The organism is Variovorax gracilis (assembly GCF_030317115.1).
Taxonomy (GTDB): domain Bacteria; phylum Pseudomonadota; class Gammaproteobacteria; order Burkholderiales; family Burkholderiaceae_C; genus Variovorax; species Variovorax gracilis.
Genome location: NZ_JASZYF010000099.1, coordinates 1 through 1,200, shown reverse-complemented (window position 1 = coordinate 1,200; position 1,200 = coordinate 1). Strand labels below are relative to the sequence as shown.

1 protein-coding gene is annotated in these 1,200 nt (G+C 59.3%); it reads right to left on the bottom strand.

What is annotated here, in order from left to right:
• Positions 1-1,139, bottom strand: a 1,139-nt coding sequence (locus tag QTH97_RS36910) for an IS30 family transposase (RefSeq protein WP_286573748.1), incomplete at its 3' end; no start/stop codon positions are given.
• Between the last annotated feature and the right edge of the window lie 61 nt (positions 1,140-1,200).

The window sequence follows — 1,200 nt, the reverse complement described above, 5'->3', positions numbered from 1 at the left end:
GTTTGGCTGAACATTTCAGCGGGTGTATGGAAGTCTAGAGTCTTCCTTGGACGCTCGTTCAATTGCCTCGCAACAGCATTCAGCTTGGCTTGCGAGTATCTCGAGAGATCGATTCCTTTGGGGAAGTACTGCCTGAGCAGGCCGTTGGTGTTCTCGTTGGTTCCGCGTTGCCAAGGATTGTGGGGATCGCAGAAATAGACCTTGATGTCAGTCGCCAGTGTGAAGCGCTTGTGACCCGCCATCTCCGTGCCTCGATCCCAGGTCAGCGACTTGTAGAGCTCCTGCGGCAGCTTGCGGGCATTCTTGATCAGCGCATTGACGACCGTCTCGGTGTCCGCCCCGTTGAGCTTCACCAGCATCACGTAGCGTGTCTGGCGCTCGACCAGTGTGGCAATCCGACTGCTCGTTCCTCCGAACAGGAGGTCGCCTTCCCAGTGACCGGGCACCGCCCGATCTTCTACCGCGGCCGGGCGCTCGCTGATCGATACCGCTTCAAGGATTCCGCGGTTGTCGGTCTTCTGCGTGTGATGGCGCGAGCGGCGCATGACTCGCGTACGCCTCAGATACTGCAACAGCTCCTTCTTCAAGGCGCCGCGGGCCTGAATGAAGAGGCTGCGGTAGATGGTCTCGTGTGACACCTGGTAGTCCTCATCGCACGGATAAGTATGCTTGAGCCACCCTGAGATCTGCTCTGGCGACCACAGCGCCTGGAGCTTGGTCGCTACGAGGCAAGCCAAGGATCGGTTCTGGATCAGCTTGCAGCTCTTGGGGCGAAGCGCCCGATTCCAGGCCGCCTCATCGGCCTCGGTCGCCCGATAGCGCACCTGACCACCATTGCGCTTGATTTCCCGGCTGACGCTGGAAGGCGCTCGCCCAAGGATCACGGCGATCGCGCGGATCGAGAAGCCCGCCGCCATGGCACGCGAAATCTCCTCTCGCTCGGCCAAGGTCAGCGCCAACGCGCAACGGTGACGCTCTGGCGGACGTATGCCGCCCGTGCGCGACAGAATTCCTTCTACCGACGAATGCGATCTGTTGAAAAGCTGAGCGATCTGTTGGAGGCTGTCACCTTCCTTCCAACGCTCCCACATCAAGGCTTTCTGATTGTCGGTGTAGTAGGTTCGCGTTCGGTACTTCATCTGCAACACTCCTTCTGCCTATGCAGTTCTCAGTGTGTTGCATCGACCGGTTGAATCCGCA